We start from the raw sequence: 20,273 nt of genomic DNA, 5'->3' as shown, positions 1-20,273 counted from the left end.
TCATCGTGTCCCGATCAAAGCCCCTCTCCCGGCGGGAGAGGGGTTGGGGTGAGGGTCCGGTCCACACGCAGCGTTCCAGATCGCCTCGGCAACGGCCTCTGTTGCCAGCAGTACATCATGATCCCAGAAGCGGATGATTTTCCAACCTTGTGACTGGAGTGCACGGGTTCGTGTTGCGTCCACCAATGCCGTGTGCTGCGATCCGTCCAGTTCGATGATCAACTTTTTCTTGATACAACAGAAATCGGCGATGTAGGGCGGGATCGGATGCTGGCGACGGAACTTAAGTCCACCCAACCTGCTTCCACGCAGGACCTTCCAAAGCCTCAGTTCCGCGTCGTTCATTTGCTTGCGCAGGAGACGCGAATTCCCGAGCGTAGTGGTGGGCAGCGGCGGCTTGATGTCCATGACGCCACCGTACCCTCACCCCAACCCCTCTCCCGTCGGGAGAGGGGCTCTTGCAACGTCAGAGAACCCCGCGCTTCATCTGGTCCCGCTCGATGCTCTCGAACAGCGCCTGGAAGTTGCCTTCGCCGAAGCCTTCGTTGCCCTTGCGCTGGATGATCTCGAAGAAGATCGGGCCCAACGCGTTCTGGGTGAAGATCTGCAGCAGCTTGCGCTGCTTGGTCTCCACGTCGGCGTCGATCAGGATGCCGTTCTTGGCCAGCCGCGCGACGTCCTCGCCGTGGTCGGGGATACGCTGGTCGATCACCTCGAAGTACGTGTCGGGCGTGTCCAGGAACGCAATGCCGGCTTCGCGCATCTTTTCCACTGTGGTGTAGATATCGTCGGTGAAGCAGGCGATGTGCTGGATGCCCTCGCCCTTGTAGGCGTCCAGGTACTCGTTGATCTGCGACTTCGGGTCGCTGGACTCGTTCAACGGGATGCGCACCATGCCATCCGGCGCGGTCATCGCCTTCGACAACAGGCCCGTCTTCGCGCCCTTGATGTCGAAGTAGCGGATCTCGCGGAAGTTGAACAAGCGCTCGTAGTAGTCCGCCCACTTGGCCATGTTGCCGTGGTACAGGTTGTGGGTCAGGTGGTCGATGAAGGTCAGGCCGAAGCCCCTCGGCAGCAGGTCCACGCCCGGCAGGTACTCGTAGTCCGGGTCGTGGATGGTGCCCTTGTCGTCATAGCGGTCGACGATGTACAGCATGCAGTCGCCGATGCCCTTGATGACGGGCGCGGCGACCGCCTTGGTGAGTTCGTCGGCGGCGTCGAACGATTCGGCACCGTTCTTCAGCGCCTGCACGCGGGCCCATTCGGCGAGCTTCCTGACCCGGATCGCGAAGCCGCAGGCGCTGGGTCCGTGTTCGGCGGCGAAGCGTGCGGCGAAGGAGTCCGGATCCTCGTTGATCAGGAAGGTGCAGTCGCCCTGGCGATAGGTGCTGATGGCGCGGGTCTTGTGGCGCGCGACCTGCACGAAGCCCAGCTTGCGGAAGTAGTCGTGCAGGTGGTGGGCCTGGCCCTGCGGCGCGGCGAACTCGACGAACTCGAAGCCATCGATGCCCATCGGGTTGTCGAACGTCGTGGGCTGGATACCCAGGTTGGGTTGTGCGTTCATGGGGCGCCTCGCTAGGCTTGCCGGGTCAGGCCCCATTTTATAGTTTCAGCTGAAACCAACCACAAGTAGCAGCGCAACATGAGCCAGCCCGCCAACCCCGTCGTCCACGCCGATTTCGACCTCGACCGCCTGTTTTCCTACCGGTTGAGCGTGCTGTCCAACCGGATCAGCAGCGCGATTTCCCGGGAATACCACCGCCGTTTCGGCCTGGCGATCACCGAATGGCGGGTCATGGCGGTCCTAGGCCGGTTCCCGGGCCTGTCGGCGGGTGAAGTCGCCAGCCGCACCGCCATGGACAAGGTGGCCGTCAGCCGGGCCGTGGCCCGCCTGCTGGAACGGGCGCTGATCCAGCGCGAGATCCACGGCGACGACCGCCGTCGCTCGGTGCTCGCGCTGACCGACGAAGGCTTCCGGGTCTACGACGAAGTCGCGCCGATGGTCATCGAATACCACCAGCGCATGCTGGAACCGCTGAGTGACGAAGAGCGCGCGATGCTGGACCAGTTGATCGACAAGCTGGCCGGGGAAGGCGTCAAGCGCATCGAGGGTTGAGGGGCGTGCTCCCGTAGCGCCGAGCTTGCTCGGCTCGTCGGATGTGTCCTCAGCGGAGCAAGCTCCGCTCTACGGAAAACGGCGGCCGATGGCCGCCGTTTTCTTTTGGATCCCCACCTGCGCCGGGATGACGCATTGGCAAAGGCGCGCCCGTGGGGCGCGCGCCAAAGCATCACTTCACGCCATGCATCAGCTTCTGGATCAGCGGCGCGATCACGAACAGCAGCACGCCAGAACCCACCAGCGCCCAGAAGCCGAACGTGTACCCCGCGTGCGCGGACTGCACGGTCATGCCGCCTTCGCCGCTGACCTTGCCGGCGAAGATGCCCGCCATGTTGTTGCCGATGGCGATGGACAGGAACCAGCAACCCATCGCCATGCCGGCCAGGCGCGACGGTGCCAGCTTGGTCGTCATCGACAGACCGATGGGCGACAGGCAGAGCTCGCCGACCGACTGGATCACGTAGACCATGAAGAGCGTCCAGAACGGGATCTTGCCGTTGGCATCCACCATCCCCGACAGCGCCATCATCAGCAGCAGGAACGCCAGACCGTTGAAGATCAGGCCCAGGCCGAATTTGCGCGGGATGATGGGGTTGTTCTTGCCCATCTTCACCCACAGCCAGGCCAGTACGGGCGCCAGCGCGATGATCGCCACCGAATTGACCGACTGGAACCAGGAGACCGGGAAATCGCTGGTGCCCGCGAACATCTGGAAGAAGCCTTCCATGCCGATGTTGCGGTCCACGATGCGGTCTGCCAGGAAGTTGAACGAACTGCCCGCCTGCTCGAAGAACATCCAGAACAGCACGTTGAACACGAAGATCACCAGCATCGCGACGACCTTGTCGCGCGCGACCTTGCCCTCACGCAGGCCCTCGACCACCAGCATCACCGCCGGGATCACAAACAGTGCCATCAGGATGGCCTGCAGGAGGTTGGCGTTGATCGTCAGCAGTGCATAGAACATCGGGATACCGATCACCGCGCCGAACAGGACGACGAGGCTGACATTGCGCAGGCCGGTCTGGTGCTCTGCCGGCATACCGATGCCTTCCAGCTGCCTGCGGCCGAACCAGAACCACACCAGGCTCAGCAGCATGCCGACGCCGGCGGCGATGAAGACCACCTTGTACGCGGGCATGTCCTCGATGCCGAACACCTTCTTCGCCAGGTACTGGGTGACGATCGGCGCCAACAGCGCACCGATGTTGATGCCCATGTAGAAGATGGTGAAACCCGAGTCGCGGCGCGCGTCGCCCTGGGCATACAGCTTGCCCACCATCGTGGAGATGATCGGCTTGAACAGGCCGTTGCCCACGATGATCGTGGCCAGGCCGAGCTTGAACATCGCCTCACTCGGCAGCGCCAGCAGGAACAGGCCCGCCGACATGAAGACCGCGCCGAGCAGGATGGAGCGCTGGAAGCCGATCAGCTTGTCGGCTACGTAGCCGCCGAAGATGGCGCCCGCGTAGACCAGTGCCAGGTAAGCACCGTACAACTCGCTGGCCGGCTTTTCACCGGAGGCGTCGCCACCATGGAACTGGGCCACGATGTACAGCACCATCGCCCAGCGGATGCCGTAGAACGCGAAGCGCTCCCAGAATTCGGACATGAACAGCATCCACAACGGACGCGGATGTCCCAGGACTTGCTTGAATTCCGGTATCCGTTCCGGTGTTGATGACTCGACGGCTCCGCTCATGCGGGCTCCCCCTAGAAAAAGTGGTTCAGGATTTCGGTTTCCCGTGCAACGAGCACGGGACGGGCGAGGATTACCGACGTGGCCGGGGGCCGTCAAATCGCTGAAATACAGGCACCGCGACGGCCATTCGGCCTATTCAGCCATTCAATTCGCTGATTTCCAAGGGATTTTTTGCGGAACCCGGGCCAATCCCGGCTTCAACGACCGGGACCGATCGAGGTCCGCACGTCGAACAGTTCCGGGAAGAACGTCAGTTCCAGCGCCTGGCGCAGGAAGCCCACGCCGCTGGAACCGCCGGTACCACGCTTGAAGCCGATGATGCGCATGACCGTGCGCATGTGGCGGAAGCGCCACAGCTGGAACTGGCTCTCCAGATCCACCAGGTCCTCGCACAGCGCATACTCGCGCCAGTAGCGGTCGGTGTCTTCGTAGATGGCCTCGAACACCGGCAACAGCGCGGCGTCGGCGGCGTGCGACTGGCGCCAGTCGCGCTGCAGGTGCTGGGCTGGGATGACATGGTTCCAGCGCGCGAGGTACATCAGGAACTCGTCGTACAGGCTGGGCGCACCCAACACGGCCTCCAGGCCGGCATGGCCCTCGGGATCATGCGCGAACACCTTCAGCATCGCCGCGTTCTTGTTGCCCAGCAGGAACTCGATGGTGCGGTACTGCAGCGATTGGAAGCCCGACGAAGGGCCCAGCAGATCGCGGAAGCCCATGTATTCCGACGGCGTCAACGTCTCCAGCACCGACCACTGCTCGGTCAGCTGGCGCAGCACCTGCTTGGCGCGCGCCATCACTTTGCGGCACTGCCAGACCTGGTCGCGCTGGAGGAAACCGATAGCCGCCTGCAGCTCGTGGATCATCAGCTTCATCCACAGCTCCGAGACCTGGTGCTGCACGATGAACAGCATCTCGTCATGGTGCTGCGGGTCGGAGACCGGGTGTTGCGCAGAGAGCAGGCGGTCCAGCTGCAGGTAGCCGCCGTAGCTCATGCGGCCTGCAAGGTCGGTGTGGATGCCTGCTTCCAGCGGGCGCTCGTTCTTTTCTACGGCCATCCGTCGATCAACCGGGGCGCCACCCGGGCGGCGGCAGGGGCGCCAGCGTAACCGATGACGGCAGGCAGCCCGGGCAAGGTGATGGAAAACCGGCACTTATGTCATGCCCATGCAATGCGCGTACCACAGGCTTGGGCTACATTGCGTCGGCCGGGGGCCGATCCGCCTCCGACGGGGGCGGCGTCCAATCCACTGAGGGAGATTCCGTAACATGGAAATGCCACGGGGCCGCCTTGCGGCTGTGTTCGCGTCTTTCGCCTTGCTGTTCGCCGCGTCGTCGGTGCAGGCACAGGTGGTCATCAGCCAGGTCTACGGCGGCGGCGGCAACAGCGGCGCCACGCTGAAGAACGACTTCATCGAGCTGCGCAACAACGGCCCCACCGCGGTCGACCTGACCGGCTGGAGCGTCCAGTACGCCTCCTCCACCGGCACCACCTGGAATGGCCGCACCAACCTCAGCGGCAGCATCCCGGCCGGTGGTTTCTACCTGATCCAGCAGGCGCAGGGCGCCGGTGGCACGGTGGACCTGCCCACCCCGGACGCCGTCGGCACCATCGCCATGGCAGGTACCGCCGGCAAGGTGGCGCTGAGCCGCACCACCACGGCCCTGACCGGCGCCTGCCCGACCGCCGATGCCAACGTGGCCGACTTCGTCGGCTTCGGCAGCGCGGCCAACTGCTTCGAAGGCAGCGCGCCGACCGGCACGCTCAGCAACACCACGGCCGCGCTGCGTGGCGGCGACGGCAGCATCGACACCAACAACAACGGCGCCGACTTCGCCGTCGGTGCGCCGAATCCGCGCAACAGCGGCGCCGAGCCGCCGGAACCGCCGGATCCGCCGCTGGCGCTGACCATCGCCCAGATCCAGGGCATCGGCCTGCTGTCGCCGCACGACGGCAAGCGCGTGGTGACCGAAGGCATCGTCACCGCGCTGAAGTTCAACAACGGCTTCTTCCTGCAGGCCGCCAACGACGATGGCGACCCGGCCACTTCGGACGCCGTGTTCGTATTCACCAGCAGCGCGCCGCCGGCCACCGCCGCGGTCGGCAACCGCGTGCGGGTGACCGGCACGGTCGAGGAATACACCCCGTCGTCCAACCCGCACCAGCTGGCGATCACCGAGATCGTCACCCCGACGGTCGAAGTGCTGGAGACCGGCGTCGCCCTGCCCGCCGCGATCGAACTGACCGCCGCCGAACTGAGCCCCGACGCCCTGCCCGGCACGCTGGAACGCCTGGAAGGCATGCGCGTCAGCGTGGCGCAGGCGGTGGCGATCGCACCGTCGGGCGGCAGCATCGACGAGAACGACGCGCTGTCCTTCAGCGACGGCGTGTTCCACGTCGCCCTGCCCGGCGTGGCGCGTCCGTTCCGCGAAGCCGGCATCGGCGTGATGGATGCCATCACCCTGCCGGCCGGCAAGAACCCGCCGCGCTTCGACACCAACCAGGAACGCCTGATGGTGCGCAGTCGCGGCCAGGTCGGCGCGCAGCCGCTGTCGGTCGACACCGGGGCGGAAGTCGCCGGCCTGCTGGGCGTGCTCGACTACTTCGCCGGCACCTGGGCGCTGCTGCCCGACGTCGCCACGCCCCCGACCGTCAGCGGTGGCCGCCTGCCGGAAGCCGTCAACGATCCCAGCTACGACGAAGTCACCGTCGGCAGCTTCAACCTACTGCGCCTGTTCGACGAGGTCAACGACAGCAACGGCGCGGTGACGCTGACGCCGGAAGCGCTGGACAAGCGTCTGGCCAAGGCCGCGCTGGCGATCTGCGACTATCTGAAGACCCCGGACATCCTGGGCGCGGTGGAAGTGGAGAACGTCCGCGTGCTGCAGCTGCTGTCCGAGCGCATCGACGCCACCTGTGCCGCGCGCCCGGGCTACGTGCCGTACCTGCAGCCGGGCAACGACGTGGGCGGCATCAACGTCGGCTTCCTGGTCAGCTCGCGCCTGACCGCCGACGGCGTGGCCCGCGTCGAGGTGCTGGACGTGGCGCAGTTCGGCAAGGAGACCACCATCGCCAACCCGAATGGCACCACCAGCCTGCTCAACGACCGTCCGCCGCTGCGCCTGCGCGCCCGCGTGCACCAGGACGCCGCGTCGAGCTATCCGCTGACGGTGATCGTCAACCACCTGCGTTCGCTCAACGACATCAACGACACCCTGCCCGGCAGCAGCGGCTGGGCCACCGGCGGCGAACGCGTGCGTGTGAAGCGCGGCGCGCAGGCGGTCTACCTGGCCCAGCTGGTGCAGGAGATGCAGCAGGCGAACCCGGACGAGAAGATCGTGCTGGTCGGCGACTTCAACGCCTTTGAGTTCAACGATGGCTACGTCGACGTGATGGGCATCCTCAAGGGCGAAGCCGCACCGGAAGACCAGGTGCTGACGTACATGCCCAGCCCGCTGAGCGTGCCACTGGTGGACGGATCGCAGCTGATCGCCGATCCGGCCCATCGCTACTCGTACGTGTTCGAGGGCAATGCGCAGACGCTGGACCACGTGCTGGTCAACGAATCGCTAGTGATGGATGCCGCGCTGCGCGTGGACCACGCGCGCATCAACGCGGACTTCGGCACGGACAACTTCGGCGATGCCACGCTGGCCGTGCGCTCATCCGATCACGACCCCGTGCGCTTGAGCATCCGCGTGCCGACCTTCGCCCGCGCCGACCTGTTGGCCACGGTGTCGGCCGACCGTGCCACTGCCAACGTCGGCGAGACCGTGCGCTACACCGCCACCGTCCGCAACGCCGGTCCGGGCGCGGCATTGCCGGCGGCATTCGCCTTCGTGTTCTCGGCCGAACTGTCGCCGTCGCTCACCACGCTGCCGGCTGGTTGGAGTTGCGACGCGGCAGACGTCACCACCGGCACCACCCGCGTGGCCTGCACCACGTCTTCTCTGGCCGTGGACGGTGAAGCGACGTTCGCGATCGACGCCATCGTCCCGGCCAGCGCCGCGGGCACCACGCTCGGCCTGGGCGTGTCGGCCAACTCGACCGTGCTCGACCCGGCCAACGGCGACAACACCGCCGCCGTCTCGGTGGCCGTGGCCGCGCTGCCGCAGACCCGCGCCGACCTGTCGGTGCGGCTGCTGGGCGCTGCCCTGCCGCTGCGCCGCGGCACCATCGCCACGCTGCTGGTCCCGGTGCGCAATGCGGGTCCGGACCAGGCGGAGCAGGTGACGGTGCGGCTTACCAGCAACGTCGAGGCCCGGTACGCCGCCGTGGCCGCGCCCAGCGGCTGGTCCTGCACCCGCGTGCAGGACACCACGGACGGTGCCGCCGCCGACTGCACACGTCGTGGCGCCATGGCGCGCGGCGTGCAGACGCTGGCGTTCGCGCTGGTGGTGCCGGGCAAGCCGAAGCGCGGTACTCAACTGGAGTTCGACGCCACCGTCAGCAGCACGACGACGGATCCGAACCCCGCCAACAACCACGATCGCCTGGTCCAGCGCATCCGCTGAACTTCCGCGCCATCGTGGGGTCGACAGGGGCGCGGGCAACCGCGCCCCTTGTCGTTTGCGCAGCCCGCCACGCGCACCCCCTCCGACCCACGCCGACCGCAGGCGGACTGACACCGAACGACAGCCCGGCAAGCGTCTGTTTCCGCACCGTTTTCCACGCCGGGTCGCTCGCCATCCACCCCCGTCTTGTTGCATTGCACGACGGCTGCACAGCGCTCAGCTCCTAAAATTACATTTGAAACCAATTCCGCCACTGACGAGAACACCGTCCAGATGAGCATTGCCGCAAGCTTCGAGATCGAATACCTCCAGTACCTGGGTCCCGACGGCACCCTGGTACGCAACGACCTGCCCGAGGCCGGGCGCGACATCGCCCGCCTGCGCGAGCTGTTCAAACAGATGCTGTTCGTGCGCACCTTCGACACCAAGGCCATCGCCCTGCAGCGCACCGGCAAGCTGGGCACGTACGCGAGCTGCCTGGGCCACGAGGCGACCCATGTGGGGATCGGCGCCTCGATGCGCACCGGCGACGTCTATGCACCGAGCTATCGCGAGTACGGCGCCATGTTCATGCGCGGGGTGAAGCCGCGCGACGTGCTGATGTACTGGGGCGGCGACGAGCGCGGCAGCGACTACGACCGCGACAGCGACGCACGCAACGACTTCCCCTTCTGCGTGCCGATCTCCACGCAGTGCCTGCATGCCGCCGGCGCGGCGCTGTCGTTCAAACTGCGCAAGCAGCCGCATATCGCGGTGAGCACGTGCGGTGATGGTGGTTCGTCGAAAACCGACTTCTACGCCGCACTGAACTCCGCGGGTGCTTACGAACTGCCGCTGGTACTGGGTGTGATCAACAACGGCTGGGCGATCTCGGTGCCGCGTAGCGCGCAGACCGGCGCGCAGACGCTGGCGCAGAAGGGCTTGGCCGGCGGCCTGCACTGCCTGCAGGTGGACGGCAACGATCTGATCGCCGTGCTCGAAGGCATGCGCCGCGCCAGCGAGCGCGCCCGCAAGGGCCAGGGCGGCACGGTGATCGAGTTCGTCACCTACCGCCTGTCCGACCACACCACCGCCGACGATGCGCGCCGCTACCGTGACGATGCCGAAGTGAAGGCCGGCTGGGAACGCGAACCGATGACGCGCCTGCGCACCTGGCTGACCGCGCAGGGCTCCTGGAGCGAAGCCGACGAAGCCGCGTGGAAAGAGGAGTGCGGCGCGCGCGTGGACGAGGAGGTCAACGCCTACCTCAACACGCCGGTGCAGCCAGTCGAGGCGATGTTCGACTACCTGTATGCCGACCCGCCGCCGGACCTGCTGCAGCAACGCGCCGCCGCGATCGCTGCGGAGGGACGCCCGTGAGCACCGTGATGAAGCCTGAAAACAAGACTGTGGGAGCGACTTCAGTCGCGAAACCGGACGCCGTGGCGACACCGACGGCGATCACCCTGATCGAAGCCATCACCCAGGCGCTGGCCTGGGAGATCGCCCACGACGAGTCCGTGCTGGTGCTGGGCGAGGACGTGGGTGTGAATGGCGGCGTGTTCCGCGCCACCGCGGGCCTGCAGCAGAAGTTCGGCCCCGAGCGCGTGCTCGACACGCCGCTGGACGAGACCACCATCGCCGGCCTCACCGTCGGCCTGGCCGCGCAGGGCATGAAACCGGTCGCCGAAGCGCAGTTCGATGGCTTCGTCTACCCGATGGTCGACCATCTGATCTGCCACGCTGCTCGCCTGCGCACCCGTACGCGCGGCCGCCTGCACTGCCCGATGGTGCTGCGCGTACCGTGGGGCGGCGGCATCCGCGCGCCGGAGCACCACAGCGAAGCCAACGAGGCCATCTTCACCAACGTCCCCGGGCTGCGCGTGGTGATGCCGTCCTCGCCGCAGCGCGCCTACGGCCTGCTGCTGGCCGCGATCCGCGACCCGGATCCGGTCATCTACATGGAGCCCAAGCGCATCTATCGCCAGTACAAGGAAGTGGTCGCCGACGACGGCGAAGCGCTGCCGCTGGACGTGTGCTTCGTGCTGCGCGACGGCACCGACGTGACCCTGGTGACCTGGGGCGCGCAGGTGAAGGAAGCGCTGGAAGCCGCCGACAAACTCGCCGACGAAGGCATCAGCGCCGAAGTGATCGACGTAGCTACGCTGCGTCCGCTCGACTTCGACACCATCGCCGAGTCGGTGGCCAAGACCGGCCGCTGCGTGATCGTGCACGAAGCGCCGCGCACCGCCGGCTTCGGCGCCGAGATCGCCGCGCGTCTGGCCGAATACTCCATGTACGACCTGCTGGCGCCGGTCGAACGCGTCACCGGCTACGACACCCACATTCCGCTGTTCCGCCTGGAAATGAAGTACCTGCCCAGCGTCGACAAGATCGTCGCCGCGGCCAAACGGGCGATGGCGAACGGCTGATGCACGCCCGCGCCGTCCGCGACTACCGCACGCAGTACGCGAACCCGATCCGGTTCGCGCGCGGCGACGTGGTCGCGCTCGGCGCACGCGACACCGAGTGGCCGGCCTTCGCCTGGACCACCACCGCCGACGGCAATGCCGGCTGGGCGCCGGTGGACTGGCTGCAGCCGCGCGACGACGGTCACGCTGTCGCATTGCACGACTATTCCGCGCAGGAACTCGACGTGCGGGCCGGCGACACCGTCGCCCTGCTGCACGAACTGGGTGACTGGTGGTGGTGCACGCACACGGACGGCCGCAGCGGCTGGGTGCCGGCGCGCGATCTGCAACCGATCAACGAAACGACTTCCAACGAGATATCCGCATGAGCGAGAGCAAGACCTTCCACCTTCCCGACCTGGGCGAAGGCCTCCCGGACGCGACCATCGTCGAGTGGTTCGTCAAGGAAGGCGACGTGATCCGCCTGGACGAACCGCTGGTGTCGATGGAGACCGCGAAGGCCGTGGTCGAAGTACCGTCCCCGGTATCCGGCAAGGTGGTGAAGCTGGCCGGTGCCGCGGGTGATGTCGTCGTCACCGGCAGCATGCTGGCCGTGTTCGAGCCCGACGTCAGCCTGCCGCAGCGCGCGGAAGGCCAGGACACCGGCCATCACCACGGTCCGCCGAAATCCGTTGCCGTGGGAGCGACGTCAGTCGCGAACCCAACACCCGATTCAGCCTCTATCGCGACTGACGTCGCTCCCACGGAGGCCGATGCCGACGCCGGCACCGTGGTCGGTGCCATGCAGTCGTCCAATGCGGTGCACACCGAACAGGCGATCGCCGTCGGCGGCGTCAAGGCCATGCCGGCCGTGCGCGCGATGGCGAAGAAGCTGGGCGTGGATCTGTCGCGCGTGCGCGCCAGCGGCGCCGATGGCGCAGTGACGATGCAGGACGTGAAACAGGCCGCTGCAGACGGGTCCGCGCGCGGCACCACGACCGCCGCACCCGCACGCACCACCGCGCCGGTCGCCGCGGCGGCACCGGTCGCGAACCCGCAGCGTACCGCACTGTCCGCCACCGGCAAGCCGATGCGCACCCAGCCGCCGGGCGTGTCCGTCAGCGGCCAGCCCGAACAGCTCAAGGGCGTGCGCCGGAACATGGCACGCGTGATGGCCGATGCACATGCCAAGGTCGTGCCGACCACGCTGAGCGACGACGCCGACATTCACGCCTGGACACCCGGCAACGATATGACCGGCCGCCTCGTCCGCGCCATCGTGCACGCCTGCAAGACGGTGCCGGCGATGAACGCGTGGTTCGATGGCGACAAGCTTACCCGCACGCTGCATCCGCACGTGGACATCGGCATCGCCGTGGACACCGATGACGGCCTGTTCGTCCCCGCGCTGCGCAATGCGGACCTGCTGGAGGCCGGCGGCGTGCGCGAGAGCATCAACCGCCTGCGCGCGCAGGTGGAAGACCGCAGCATCCCGCCGTCGGAACTCACCGGTTACACGATCTCGCTGAGCAACTTCGGCATGTTCGCCGGCCGCTACGCCACGCCGGTGGTGGTGCCGCCGTGCGTTGCCATCGTCGCCGCGGGCCGCGCTCGCCACCAGGTCACCCCCGTGATGGGCGGTTTCGAATCGCACAAGGTCATCCCGCTGTCGGTGACGTTCGACCATCGCGCCTGCACCGGTGGCGAAGCGGCACGCTTTCTGAAGGCGCTGATCGACGACCTGGCCCTGCCGCACTGAAGGCAGGAATGAGGGCGGAGGACCGACCGGCAGGAAGGCTCGCACTTCCTCCCTCACATCTCTACGCTCCGGTTCCAGCGCCTGCGGACGACCCCTGACCGCGGAGTCTGGCAGGATGCCGCCGTCATACCACCGCAGGAGTCGCCATGACCCATCGCAGTCGCCTCGCCGGTTTCATCATCGATTGCCAGGGTGGCGACCATGATGCTGCCACCACGTTCTGGAGCTGCGCGCTCGGGCTCCCGGTCACGGAAACCTACGAAGAGGGCCAGGCGCGCTACGCCGAACTCGGCGAGGCGCCCGGTGGCCTGCACGTGGAAGTGCAGCGCGTGGATCACGCGTCGCGTGTGCACCTGGACATCGAGAGCGACGACATCGATGCCGAAGCGGACCGTCTCGAAGCACTCGGCGCCAAACGCATCGGCTTCGTCAAACGCTGGTGGGTGATGGAAGCACCGACCGGGCACCGCTTCTGCGTCGTCCGCCTGCGCGACCGCGCCGGCGCTTCCGAACCGAACACCTGGGACTGAAGGAGCGCACCACCATGGCACACCGCAGCCGTCTCGCCGGTTTCATCATCGACAGCCAGGTCGACGACCTGCACGCCGCATCCGCATTCTGGAGTTCGGCGCTGGGACTGGAAGTCACCCATCCCGATGATGGCGACCTGGGCATCTACGACAAGTTCGAACCCGGTCCCGGTGGCCTGCACATCGAAGTGCAGAAGGTGAAACACCAAGCCCGTGTGCACCTGGATATCGAGACCGACGACATCGACGCCGAAGTCGCGCGACTGGAAACGCTGGGTGCGAAACGCGTGCAGCACGTGCGCAACCGCTGGTGGGTGATGGAAGCACCCACCGGCCACCGCTTCTGCGTGGTGCCGATGGACGAAGGCAGCACGCGCGGCGCGCCGAACCGCTGGCCATGAGGGCAGCAGGTCACCGCACCAGGGCAACCTGGTCGTTCCAGAAGGACAGCAGGTGCTTCAGGCCGGGAGACGATGCAATCTCGTCTTCCAGCCATGGCAGGTCGCGCTGCCATTGCGCTTGGCTGAGCTGCTGGACCAGGCTCTGTGGCGCTTCCGCAAACCCCATGTGCCAGCGCTGCAGGCGACGCGCATCAAGGCTGCCCTGCTCGAGGATCTCCAGTTCGCGATGCTGCCGCGCACGGCTAATCCGCGCGTAGATCTGCTCGACATCGGCGCGGGCGCCTTCCAGGTACTGCACAAAGCGTTGCCCGCCGTAGATCAGGGTGCCGGTGACGTTGGCCAACTGGTTGTTGACGCGCGCATCGAGCAGCAAGGCATCGAGATCGGTGGTCTCCAACGGGCGCGTGGCCTGGCTCCGGTAGACCAGCGCATGCAGTGAGACCATCGGGTGCTCGGGGCGGCGCGGAAAGGACACGGAGCATACCGCGCCACCCGCCCCGTGCAACGTGCGCGGGCGCCGCTATTTGCGTTCAGTCTCCGAACGTTCGCGCGTGGCCTTGAACTCTGAACCCTCCCGCCAGTGGGGCCACCCTTCGCCGTCGGCGATCCCGCGCCCCATCGCGTACAGCAGCTCGACATCCTGCGCCTGCCCCACCGCATCCCAGTTCGAGGTCCATGCATCGCAGGGCTGGTGGTAGCACTTGGCGAAATACGCATCGCGCAGCGCCTTGCCACGGGGAACACCACCCTCCACGCGATCCAGTCCGGCGCCGATGGTGATCGCCGGCACGCCCGCGCGGGCGAAAGCGAAGTGGTCGGCGCGGTAGAAGAAGCCCGCTTCGAGGCTCGGGTCCGGCGAGTAGCTGCGCCCGTGCGCCTCGGCCACACGTTTCAGATCGTCTTCCAGTGAAACGCGCCCGTTGCCCCAGGAGGCGATGTCGCGATTCGGACCGTCGGGGCTGAGCATTTCGATATTGAGCACGGCGGCGGTCTTCTCCAGCGACGCCACCGGGTTGGCCGCATAGAACATCGCGCCTTGCAGGCCCTTTTCCTCCGCCGTCAACGCCATGAACAGCAGGCTGCGCTGCGGACGCGGGCCGGCGGCGAACACGCGCGCCAGTTCGATCACGGCCGCCACCCCCGTGGCATTGTCGATGGCGCCGTGGCGGATCGCATCGCCTGACGCGTCGGGCTCGCCGACGCCGAAGGCATCCCAATGCGCTGAGTAGATGACAGTCTCGTCCGGACGCTGCGCGCCCTGCAGTCTGCCGATGACGTTGCGGGTCACCACCTGGTCCCGCTTCACCCCGAACGCCGCGGACAACGTGGCGTCACCGAGCGCGACGGGCGCGAACGCGGCCGTCTGCGCGCGCCGCTTCTCTGCATCGAAATCCAGCCCCGCGCGCTTGAACAGCGACACGGCCAGGTCACGCTGCATCCAGCCCCGCAGCAGCGTGTGGTACGTCGCCGCGTCGGGGCGCGGGATGTCGAACACCGGCGACAGCCCCGAGGCGCGCACCGTCGCCCACCCGTAGGCGGCCGGCGCGGTCTCGTGGACGATCAGCACGCCCGCGGCACCCTGGCGCGCGAGCTCCTCGTACTTGTAGGTCCAGCGTCCGTAGTAGGTCACGGCACGCCCGTCGAACGCGCCTGGCGCTTCGGTCTCGAAATCCGGATCGTTGACCAGCACCACGGCGACCTTGCCTTTCAGGTCGGCGCCCTTGTAATCGTTCCAACCGCGTTCGGGCGCAGTGATGCCATAGCCGACGAAGACCAGGGGCGCGTCCACCAGCGCGACACGATCGACCGGGCTCAGGCTCTGCAGCACCACGTCATCGCCGTTGGTCAGCGTTTGAGTCTCGCCACCGATGCGCAGCGATGCGGTCACCGCGCCCTCCACCTGCGCACGCACCAGCGGCACGTCCTGGGTCCAGGTGCCCCGTTCGCCACCGGGCTGAGCGCCGGCCTTCTTCAGCTCGTCCACCACGTAGGCGATCGTCTTCTCTTCACCGGCAGTCGCCGGTGCCCGGCCCTCGAATTCGTCCGATGCCAGCACGCGCACATGCCGCGACAGATTGTCGGGGTTGATGCCTCCGCCGGGGATGTCGGCGGCGAAGGCGGGAAGGAAGCCCAGCGGCAGGAGCAGAAAAGGAACGGCGCGTTTCATGGAACTCCACCTCATTCGATCAGCGCCCCGAGTCTAAAGGATCGCTGTAGGAGCGACGTAAGTCGCGACCGCACGCCCTGCGAACACGGTTGGCAAGATGCGCAAGACGCGGCGCCTTTCGTAAAGGCCAAGGCCACCTTTCCTTCCGGTCGCGACTTACGTCGCTTCTCCAGGTAGACGCAGCACCTCACGGCCGCCCACGATCCAGCCACACGCCCAAGCCCTGCGCATTGAGTTCGATGTCCATCGCAAGCAGGCGCAGTACGTCCTCGTCTGCCAGCGGCACCTGTTGGGCATGGGCGCGCTCGAGGTACAACGCCGACAATGCGGCGGCGATGCAGCGATGACGATCCGCACGCCCGTCACAGGCGTCGGCGATGGCCACCATCGCATCGATCTGTTCGTACAGCGACTGCGCCAGGCGCGGTACGTCGGACACGGGCCCGTAATGGGTCAGGTACATGACTTCGGGCGCACGATCGACCATGCGCGCAATGCTGGCCTTCAGCGCCGCGGGTTCGAACTGCACCGGTGTGGTCGTGGGCAGGATGAAGGCACCCTGCGGCCCGTCCAGCTCGCGATACGAAAGCCCGAACGTGTCCCCGGTGAACCAGCTGCGGCTGCGCGCGTCCCAAATGCAGTGATGGTGGCGCGCGTGGCCCGGCGTATCGATGAACTCCAGCGTGCGACCCGCCAGCATCACCATCTCGCCGTCCTCCACCACTCGCACGCGCGCCTCCGGCACGGGTTGGAGGGTGCCGTAGCTGCGCTGCATTTCCTCTTCGCCATAGACGGCGGTGGCGCCGGCGATGAGCTTTTCCGGATCGATGAGGTGCGGCGCGGCGCGCGGATGCGCGACCAGGGTGGCGTTCGGCAGCTGCTGCATCAGCAAGCCGGCCCCGCCCGCATGGTCCAGGTGCACGTGGGTGACGATGAGCAGGTCGATGTCCGCGGGCGTGATGCCCGCCTGCTGCACAGCCGCCAGCAGGTGCGGAACGGAGTGGTTGGTGCCGCAGTCGATGAAGGCGCCACGCCCTTCCTCGACGATCAGGTAGGCGGCGTCGAAGTGGTCGCGCTGGAACGCGGTGTCGATGGTGTGGATGCCGTGGAGGCTCATCCGCGGGCCTGTTTGGGAACGGATGATCCGATTCTAGTCCCCGCCTCGTGTCTGCACGACCCGCCTTTGGTGGAACGACCCGTCCGCGGACGGCTCAGCCGCGCGACAACCACCAGCCGCGCAGCGGTACCGCCAGCGTCAGCACGAACAGGAATGCGCCGTAGGCCACCAGCGTGGCCAGCACCTGCTTCCAGATAGCGCCGGTGCCGACATCAGCGGCACCCAACGCGTATCCCCATTGCATGCCGATGAAGCTCAACACGAACGCCACCGCCAATACCGCGAGATCGAAGCCCTTGCGGCGCGCATTTCGCGGCTGGCGCGGAAACAACCAGTACAGCGAGCCCAGCAGCAGGAACCAGGGCAGGAACAGGATCACCGCAAGATACGGCATGGACTCAGGCCTCCGCCGCGCGCAGCGCGGCAAGCGCCGCCAGCACGTCCGCTGCCGGCACCTGCAGCACGATCTCCGGCGTCTCCATCGCGTCGGCCTGCTCGGCCCGCTTCAGCACACCGATCAGCTTGCCGGCATCCTTCGGCGAATCGAAGCCGTTGCTCTGCACCAGCACGTTGCCGTCGGCATCGGCCAGCTTGAAGTAAAAGCGGCCATCGGTGTCGCGATACTGCTTGAACGCCGGCAATGCTGCCTTCGATGCCACGGCTTTGGTCTCCACCAACGGCTGTTGCGACAGGTCGCGCAGGCCCACCGCATGGCGCAGCTCGGCCAGCAGCGGCGTCGCATACCGCTCGCGCAGGCGACGGGCACCATCGCGCAGGATCGCTTCGATTTCACCGGGCCGTGCCATCAGCGCCTCGTACTTCTCGCGCAGCGGGGCGATCTCCGCGTCGATACGCTCGAACAGCTGTTGCTTCGCATCACCCCAGCCGATGCCGTCGGCGAACCGCTGCGCAAACGCGCGCGCTTCCTCGCCGGTGCCAAAGGCCTGGTACAGCTGGAACAGCGCCGAGCCTTCGGTGTCCTTCGGCTCGCCGGGGCCCCGCGAGTCGGTGAGGATGGAGAACACCAGCTTCTTCAGCTCCTCGCGCGGCGCGAACAGCGGGATGGTGTTGTTGTAGCTCTTGCTCATCTTGCGGCCATCGAGACCGGGCAGCGTGGCCACGTTGTCGTCGATCAACGCTTCCGGCAGGGTGAAGTACTCTTTGCCGTACACATGATTGAAGCGCTGGCCGAAGTCGCGTGCCATCTCGATATGCTGGATCTGGTCGCGGCCCACCGGCACCTGATGTGCATTGAAGATCAGGATGTCGGCTGCCATCAGCACCGGATACATGAAAAGGCCCGCGCTGACCCCGGCATCCGGGTCTTCGCCCTCGGCGTTGTTCTTGTCCACGGCCGCCTTGTAGGCATGCGCACGGTTGAGGATGCCCTTGCCTGCAACGCAAGTCAGGAACCACGTGAGCTCGGTGATCTCCGGCACGTCGCTCTGCCGGTAGAACCACACCTTGTCCGGATCCAGCCCGCAGGCCAGCCACGTCGCCGCGATCTCCAGCGTGGACCGCTGGGTGCGCGCCGGGTCCTGTGCCTTGATCAGGCTGTGCAGGTCGGCCAGGAAGTAGAAGCTCTCCGTATCCGCGGCACGGCTGGCGGCCACGGCGGGGCGCACGGCGCCGACGTAGTTGCCCAGATGGGGCGTGCCCGAGGTGGTGATGCCGGTGAGGACGCGGGTGGTCATAAGCGAAGCGGGGAGTGCGGGAAAGCAGCCAGTTTACCGGCTGGGGCTGGATACTGCCGGCAGCGCGCCTGCGACACAGGGTCGCAGTGGTTCAGCCTGCCCGTGGCTTAACCGGGCGGCACACCGCATCTACCGGCAACCCCACTGCCGGTGGCGGTCCGTTTCCAGCATCGTCCCCACCTGGAGAACGGACATGCTGCATCGGATCCTTGTTTCCCTGACAACCCTGGCCCTGCTGGTTGCCTGTGTACCCGCCCACGCCCGCCCGTTGGTCGATGTCGGCGTGATCGATCGCGACACCGGCGAATGGCTTGCCCAGCATCCCCACCGGGGCGATACGTGGGTCGCCGGCACCCCTGGCCACCGCTACAGCGTGCGCCTCACCAACACCACGGGCGAACGCGTTCTGGTCGTGCTGTCCGTGGATGGCATCAATGCGATCACCGGCCAGACCGCGCATCCTTCCCAAGCCGGCTATGTGCTGGAACCCTGGCAAACCACCGAGATCAACGGCTGGCGCAAGTCGATGGACGACGTGGCGCAGTTCGTGTTCACCGATCTGGGTGACAGTTACGCCGCACGCACAGGGCGGCCCCGGAATGTGGGCGTGATCGGAGTGGCTGCATTCCGGGAAGCCCGCAGTTACCGGTATCCGCAGTACGCCCCGCCCCCCATTGCCCGGTCCCCGCTGGAGAAGCGAGGTGGAGCAGAGGCTGCGGCACCGGCATCGTCATCGCGTGCGATCGCGGCGGACAGCGTCGCCCGGGAGCAGAGCATCGGCACCGGCCATGGCGGACGCGAGTGGGCGCCGACCTCGCGCACCGGGTTCGACCGCGCAACCCGCCAACCCGAACAGGTGAGCCAAGTGCGTTACGACGAGCATCGCCGCCTGGTTGCGATGGGCGTCCTGCCGCGTCGCCACGGCCCCATCTGGCGCAATGAGGCTCCGCGAGCGTTCCCGGACGGCTTCGTGGCCGACCCGCCACGCCACCGTTGAACACGCACAAGAAAACGGGCCGCATGAAGCGGCCCGTCCTGTCCTGGTCCTGCAGACGCGATCACGTCAGTGCTTGAAGGTCTTGTCGGAACGCAGCGTGCGCTGGAAATCCTCGACTTCCGTATGGGCCCGATCCCGGTCGTAGCCATAGCGCTCCTGCAGCCTGCCTTCGAGGTATTCCGCATTGCCCTGCGCGACCTTGAAATCGTCATCGGTCAGATCGCCCCACTTTGCCTGGATCTTGCCCTTCAGCTGCTTCCAGTTGCCGGCGATGATGTCCTGATTCATGGTGTTTCCTCACTTTATTGAGCGGCAGGGGGCGCCGCGAAAACAGCATCGCAGACCGCGTGTTCCCATCCGATCAACTGCGCGTCAACGCACCATTAGGATTGACTGAACAGTTCAGTCGCATGAGGACGCGTTCGCACGGATGAATGCGTGCGGCGACGCTCGAGCCTCCGATTTTCTTGCCCCATCATTGCGGCCTGACGCACTGCAGACACCGGCAAAGAAAACGGGCCGCGATACGCGGCCCGTTTCGAGTCTTCAAAACCCAGAGGCTTACTTGCCCGAGGAATCTTCGACCTTTTCGCCCACCTTCTGCACGTCCTTGCCGAACCCCTTGACGGTGTTGCAGCCGGACAGCACGGCGATGGAGAACAGGGACAACAGCAACAACGAGACGATACGCTTCATAAGCGACTCCTGTGGACGGTATTCACGGCCTGGGGACGCGCATCGTCCGGTACACGCCGGCCATGCCGCCCCACCCGTGCAGTCTGATTCAAGCACGCTGGCTGGCGGCTGACCAAACCCTGGCCGGCAACGCGGAAGGGCCGGTTTCCCGGCCCTTCCTTCGGTTCGCATCCGGCGGATGCGGTC

At 66.6% G+C, this 20,273-nt stretch carries 20 protein-coding genes; 9 read left to right on the top strand and 11 right to left on the bottom strand.

Translation table 11 applies throughout. The features are described from left to right. Positions 1-408: a DUF559 domain-containing protein gene (locus FB548_RS03575; RefSeq protein WP_142123362.1), complete on the bottom strand. Its 408-nt coding sequence runs from the start codon at positions 406-408 to the stop codon at positions 1-3. Positions 409-466: 58 nt separating this feature from the next. Continuing rightward, complete coding sequence (hppD, locus tag FB548_RS03570; RefSeq protein ID WP_142123361.1) at positions 467-1,564, bottom strand: 4-hydroxyphenylpyruvate dioxygenase; 1,098 nt, start codon at positions 1,562-1,564, stop codon at positions 467-469. Positions 1,565-1,642: 78 nt separating this feature from the next. Here hppD and FB548_RS03565 point away from each other — a divergent pair, with 78 nt between their 5' ends. Continuing rightward, positions 1,643-2,116 carry a MarR family transcriptional regulator gene (locus FB548_RS03565; RefSeq protein ID WP_142123360.1) on the top strand — a complete coding sequence of 158 codons (474 nt, stop codon included), beginning with the start codon at positions 1,643-1,645 and terminating at the stop codon, positions 2,114-2,116. A 172-nt stretch (positions 2,117-2,288) separates the two neighbouring features. On the opposite strand, the gene FB548_RS03560 is transcribed toward FB548_RS03565, so the two are convergent. Together FB548_RS03560 and FB548_RS03555 are read right to left on the bottom strand one after the other, a co-directional pair. Then, a complete protein-coding gene (locus FB548_RS03560; RefSeq protein ID WP_142123359.1) occupies positions 2,289-3,821 on the bottom strand; it encodes an oligopeptide:H+ symporter in 1,533 nt (510 codons plus the stop codon). 197 nt (positions 3,822-4,018) lie between these two features. Continuing rightward, positions 4,019-4,879, bottom strand: a complete 861-nt coding sequence (locus tag FB548_RS03555; RefSeq protein WP_142123358.1) for a tryptophan 2,3-dioxygenase family protein — start codon at positions 4,877-4,879, stop codon at positions 4,019-4,021. Positions 4,880-5,090: 211 nt separating this feature from the next. Here FB548_RS03555 and FB548_RS03550 point away from each other — a divergent pair, with 211 nt between their 5' ends. The 7 genes from FB548_RS03550 to FB548_RS03520 all read left to right on the top strand — a co-directional run bounded on the left by FB548_RS03550 (position 5,091) and on the right by FB548_RS03520 (position 13,416). Further along, positions 5,091-8,336 (top strand): lamin tail domain-containing protein, encoded by a 3,246-nt coding sequence (locus FB548_RS03550; protein ID WP_142123357.1) that lies wholly within the window; start codon positions 5,091-5,093, stop codon positions 8,334-8,336. 273 nt (positions 8,337-8,609) lie between these two features. Continuing rightward, complete coding sequence (pdhA, locus tag FB548_RS03545) at positions 8,610-9,695, top strand: pyruvate dehydrogenase (acetyl-transferring) E1 component subunit alpha (RefSeq protein ID WP_142123356.1); 1,086 nt, start codon at positions 8,610-8,612, stop codon at positions 9,693-9,695. 8 nt (positions 9,696-9,703) lie between these two features. Then, on the top strand, positions 9,704-10,747 hold the full coding sequence (locus FB548_RS03540) for an alpha-ketoacid dehydrogenase subunit beta (RefSeq protein WP_255470292.1): 1,044 nt from the start codon (positions 9,704-9,706) through the stop codon (positions 10,745-10,747). Next, positions 10,747-11,115, top strand: coding sequence for an SH3 domain-containing protein (locus FB548_RS03535; RefSeq protein WP_142123355.1), 369 nt, complete (start codon positions 10,747-10,749; stop codon positions 11,113-11,115). Before FB548_RS03540 ends, FB548_RS03535 begins: the two co-directional genes overlap by 1 nt. Next, positions 11,112-12,485 (top strand): dihydrolipoamide acetyltransferase family protein, encoded by a 1,374-nt coding sequence (locus FB548_RS03530; protein ID WP_142123354.1) that lies wholly within the window; start codon positions 11,112-11,114, stop codon positions 12,483-12,485. Before FB548_RS03535 ends, FB548_RS03530 begins: the two co-directional genes overlap by 4 nt. A 146-nt stretch (positions 12,486-12,631) precedes the next feature. Then, positions 12,632-13,015, top strand: coding sequence for a VOC family protein (locus FB548_RS03525; protein ID WP_142123353.1), 384 nt, complete (start codon positions 12,632-12,634; stop codon positions 13,013-13,015). Positions 13,016-13,029: 14 nt separating this feature from the next. After that, positions 13,030-13,416, top strand: coding sequence for a VOC family protein (locus tag FB548_RS03520; protein WP_142123352.1), 387 nt, complete (start codon positions 13,030-13,032; stop codon positions 13,414-13,416). A gap of 10 nt (positions 13,417-13,426) precedes the next feature. Here FB548_RS03520 and FB548_RS03515 read toward each other — a convergent pair whose 3' ends face one another. The 5 genes from FB548_RS03515 to FB548_RS03495 all read right to left on the bottom strand — a co-directional run bounded on the left by FB548_RS03515 (position 13,427) and on the right by FB548_RS03495 (position 18,394). Next, positions 13,427-13,861, bottom strand: a complete 435-nt coding sequence (locus FB548_RS03515; protein WP_142123351.1) for a BLUF domain-containing protein — start codon at positions 13,859-13,861, stop codon at positions 13,427-13,429. 75 nt (positions 13,862-13,936) lie between these two features. Continuing rightward, entirely contained in the window at positions 13,937-15,583 is a 1,647-nt protein-coding gene (locus tag FB548_RS03510; RefSeq protein WP_142123350.1) for a M28 family metallopeptidase, read from the bottom strand. Positions 15,584-15,770: 187 nt separating this feature from the next. After that, positions 15,771-16,700: an MBL fold metallo-hydrolase gene (locus tag FB548_RS03505; RefSeq protein ID WP_142123349.1), complete on the bottom strand. Its 930-nt coding sequence runs from the start codon at positions 16,698-16,700 to the stop codon at positions 15,771-15,773. 94 nt (positions 16,701-16,794) lie between these two features. Further along, entirely contained in the window at positions 16,795-17,094 is a 300-nt protein-coding gene (locus FB548_RS03500) for a hypothetical protein (RefSeq protein ID WP_142123348.1), read from the bottom strand. Between the two features lie 4 nt (positions 17,095-17,098). Next, positions 17,099-18,394 (bottom strand): tryptophan--tRNA ligase, encoded by a 1,296-nt coding sequence (locus FB548_RS03495; RefSeq protein ID WP_142123347.1) that lies wholly within the window; start codon positions 18,392-18,394, stop codon positions 17,099-17,101. Positions 18,395-18,587: 193 nt separating this feature from the next. Between FB548_RS03495 and FB548_RS03490 the strand changes: the two genes are divergently transcribed. Beyond that, positions 18,588-19,391 carry a hypothetical protein gene (locus tag FB548_RS03490; RefSeq protein WP_255470291.1) on the top strand — a complete coding sequence of 268 codons (804 nt, stop codon included), beginning with the start codon at positions 18,588-18,590 and terminating at the stop codon, positions 19,389-19,391. 66 nt (positions 19,392-19,457) lie between these two features. On the opposite strand, the gene FB548_RS03485 is transcribed toward FB548_RS03490, so the two are convergent. Together FB548_RS03485 and FB548_RS03480 are read right to left on the bottom strand one after the other, a co-directional pair. Next, the gene (locus FB548_RS03485) at positions 19,458-19,679 is read right to left on the bottom strand and encodes a CsbD family protein (RefSeq protein ID WP_055937072.1); all 222 of its coding nucleotides are present in this window, start codon (positions 19,677-19,679) and stop codon (positions 19,458-19,460) included. Positions 19,680-19,952: 273 nt separating this feature from the next. Continuing rightward, positions 19,953-20,087, bottom strand: coding sequence for an entericidin A/B family lipoprotein (locus FB548_RS03480; RefSeq protein WP_142123346.1), 135 nt, complete (start codon positions 20,085-20,087; stop codon positions 19,953-19,955). Between the last annotated feature and the right edge of the window lie 186 nt (positions 20,088-20,273).

The sequence above is a fragment of the Pseudoxanthomonas sp. 3HH-4 genome (assembly GCF_006716465.1).
GTDB lineage: Bacteria > Pseudomonadota > Gammaproteobacteria > Xanthomonadales > Xanthomonadaceae > Pseudoxanthomonas_A.
Note: the sequence above shows the minus strand (reverse complement) of the source record. Positions and strands in the feature narration are given on the sequence as shown.

Bases quoted from the DNA above. Each gene is read 5' to 3' on its own strand.
- FB548_RS03575 (WP_142123362.1), bottom strand. From the start codon at position 408: ATGGACATCAAGCCGCCGCTGCCCACCACTACGCTCGGGAATTCGCGT.
- hppD (WP_142123361.1), bottom strand. From the start codon at position 1,564: ATGAACGCACAACCCAACCTGGGTATCCAGCCCACGACGTTCGACAAC.
- FB548_RS03565 (WP_142123360.1), top strand. From the start codon at position 1,643: ATGAGCCAGCCCGCCAACCCCGTCGTCCACGCCGATTTCGACCTCGAC.
- FB548_RS03560 (WP_142123359.1), bottom strand. From the start codon at position 3,821: ATGAGCGGAGCCGTCGAGTCATCAACACCGGAACGGATACCGGAATTC.
- FB548_RS03555 (WP_142123358.1), bottom strand. From the start codon at position 4,879: ATGGCCGTAGAAAAGAACGAGCGCCCGCTGGAAGCAGGCATCCACACC.
- FB548_RS03550 (WP_142123357.1), top strand. From the start codon at position 5,091: ATGGAAATGCCACGGGGCCGCCTTGCGGCTGTGTTCGCGTCTTTCGCC.
- pdhA (WP_142123356.1), top strand. From the start codon at position 8,610: ATGAGCATTGCCGCAAGCTTCGAGATCGAATACCTCCAGTACCTGGGT.
- FB548_RS03540 (WP_255470292.1), top strand. From the start codon at position 9,704: ATGAAGCCTGAAAACAAGACTGTGGGAGCGACTTCAGTCGCGAAACCG.
- FB548_RS03535 (WP_142123355.1), top strand. From the start codon at position 10,747: ATGCACGCCCGCGCCGTCCGCGACTACCGCACGCAGTACGCGAACCCG.
- FB548_RS03530 (WP_142123354.1), top strand. From the start codon at position 11,112: ATGAGCGAGAGCAAGACCTTCCACCTTCCCGACCTGGGCGAAGGCCTC.
- FB548_RS03525 (WP_142123353.1), top strand. From the start codon at position 12,632: ATGACCCATCGCAGTCGCCTCGCCGGTTTCATCATCGATTGCCAGGGT.
- FB548_RS03520 (WP_142123352.1), top strand. From the start codon at position 13,030: ATGGCACACCGCAGCCGTCTCGCCGGTTTCATCATCGACAGCCAGGTC.
- FB548_RS03515 (WP_142123351.1), bottom strand. From the start codon at position 13,861: ATGGTCTCACTGCATGCGCTGGTCTACCGGAGCCAGGCCACGCGCCCG.
- FB548_RS03510 (WP_142123350.1), bottom strand. From the start codon at position 15,583: ATGAAACGCGCCGTTCCTTTTCTGCTCCTGCCGCTGGGCTTCCTTCCC.
- FB548_RS03505 (WP_142123349.1), bottom strand. From the start codon at position 16,700: ATGAGCCTCCACGGCATCCACACCATCGACACCGCGTTCCAGCGCGAC.
- FB548_RS03500 (WP_142123348.1), bottom strand. From the start codon at position 17,094: ATGCCGTATCTTGCGGTGATCCTGTTCCTGCCCTGGTTCCTGCTGCTG.
- FB548_RS03495 (WP_142123347.1), bottom strand. From the start codon at position 18,394: ATGACCACCCGCGTCCTCACCGGCATCACCACCTCGGGCACGCCCCAT.
- FB548_RS03490 (WP_255470291.1), top strand. From the start codon at position 18,588: ATGCTGCATCGGATCCTTGTTTCCCTGACAACCCTGGCCCTGCTGGTT.
- FB548_RS03485 (WP_055937072.1), bottom strand. From the start codon at position 19,679: ATGAATCAGGACATCATCGCCGGCAACTGGAAGCAGCTGAAGGGCAAG.
- FB548_RS03480 (WP_142123346.1), bottom strand. From the start codon at position 20,087: ATGAAGCGTATCGTCTCGTTGTTGCTGTTGTCCCTGTTCTCCATCGCC.